Origin of the sequence: Tatumella sp. JGM91 (assembly GCF_018257575.1) — a bacterium.
Taxonomy (GTDB): domain Bacteria; phylum Pseudomonadota; class Gammaproteobacteria; order Enterobacterales; family Enterobacteriaceae; genus Tatumella; species Tatumella punctata.
On the sequence record NZ_JAERJP010000049.1, the window covers coordinates 1 to 740 of the forward strand.

Sequence of the window (740 nt, forward strand, 5' to 3'; positions counted from 1 at the left end):
GTTTTGGCGAATACAAAACTAACCACTTTTACCGCCGTTTTCTATTAATTCACGCTAAGGTGCGATGAACCTTTTTTATTGCCATGAATAGATACCAACAGCCACTTATCCCTTGTGGCACAAGGTGTGCAAAGTATTCATGAATAGCTTTTTGAATAGATAGAGTCACTGAATAACTAAGCTAGGGAGGCATGGAAATTTGTTTAGGCCTTGGCATTCTGGCCTGCTTATCAATGGTTATTCTCGTTGTTCATACTGTGATGGAATACTTCGAGGATTAGTAACCCCCTATAGCTCATTAACCAGTGGGCTATGTGGGTAATACTGCCCGATGAACAGGAGTGGAAGACCTGTTCTGATTAAATTTCGCCTCTGCTTATGCAGGGGCTTTTTTATGCCTGTCATATCAGCGTCCATTCACTGAGTGGGCGGTTATATGACTACATTCAGGAGAGGATTATGGAAAGCAAAGAGTTACAGCTGTATGCATTGCCAAAGACGGCGGGTGAACTGGAGGCGGCGTTTATCAGTGGTGATTACACCGACCGGCTGATTGAAGAAATCCGCGCTAAAGCAAAGTCAGTCGTTGGTGACATCAACACTGCCAAAGGACGTAAAGCCTACATCAGCATGGCGGCCACCGTTCGCAGCTCAAAGGTAGCGATTGATGATGCCGGTAAGACGCTGGTCGCTGAAATGAAAAAGCGCCCTGCCCTGGTTGATGCCAGTCGCCGGAAGAT

Annotated in this window: 1 pseudogene; it reads left to right on the plus strand. The window is 46.1% G+C overall.

The annotated features are described in order from the left end of the window. Positions 1 to 459 precede the first annotated feature (459 nt). Positions 460 to 740: pseudogene (locus JK198_RS16715) on the plus strand (hypothetical protein); the annotation flags it as partial.